This window comes from Bradyrhizobium sp. P2_E8 (genome assembly GCF_056403875.1).
Genome location: NZ_JBFUES010001888.1, coordinates 1 through 569, shown reverse-complemented (window position 1 = coordinate 569; position 569 = coordinate 1). Strand labels below are relative to the sequence as shown.

The following is a 569-nucleotide window of genomic DNA, read 5'->3' as shown; positions in this document are numbered from 1 at the left end:
GACCAAGGTCGCCGGCGCGCGGGCGTTCGTTCCCAGCGTGATCAACGTGCGCGGCAACGTCATCCCGCTTGCGGACCTGCGCATCCGCTTCGGCATGCCGCAGCTCGACAACTCGGCCGACACGCGCATCGTCGTCATCGAGCTGCAGCTCGACGGCGAGCCTGTCCTGGTCGGCGTCACCGCCGACAAGGTCTACGAGGTCACGGAGATCTCGCAGACCGACGTGCAGCAGACGCCGCGCGTCGGCATGCACTGGAAGCCGGAGTTCATTCGCTTCATCGCCAAATGGCGTGAAGAGTTCGTCATCGTTCCCAACATGGAACGTATTCTGAATTGAAATGAGTCCCAGGGGTGGGACTTGAGGTTTAGGGGCTGGAAATGAGATTTACGGTCAAAGCGAAGCTGGCCAGCGCATTCGGTGTGGTCCTGTTGCTCTCGATGGCGGCGGGCGGCCTCGCTTATGTGAAACTGAGCGAGATGATCGACACCGCCGACAGCCTCGTGTCGCGCGCCGGCCGGATGGATCGTGCGGCGGAAATCGAAAAGGGAATTCTGTCCCAGGTTCGGGC

The 569-nt window shown here is 62.0% G+C and carries 1 protein-coding gene and 1 pseudogene; both read left to right on the top strand.

Annotation, left to right across the window (positions count from 1 at the left end; all coding sequences use genetic code 11):
- Window positions 1-337: chemotaxis protein CheW (locus tag AC1D00_RS44535; RefSeq protein WP_477015133.1), on the top strand; the 337-nt coding region annotated here is incomplete at its 5' end.
- A 41-nt stretch (window positions 338-378) separates the two neighbouring features.
- A pseudogene (locus AC1D00_RS44530) lies at window positions 379-569 on the top strand (methyl-accepting chemotaxis protein); the annotation flags it as partial.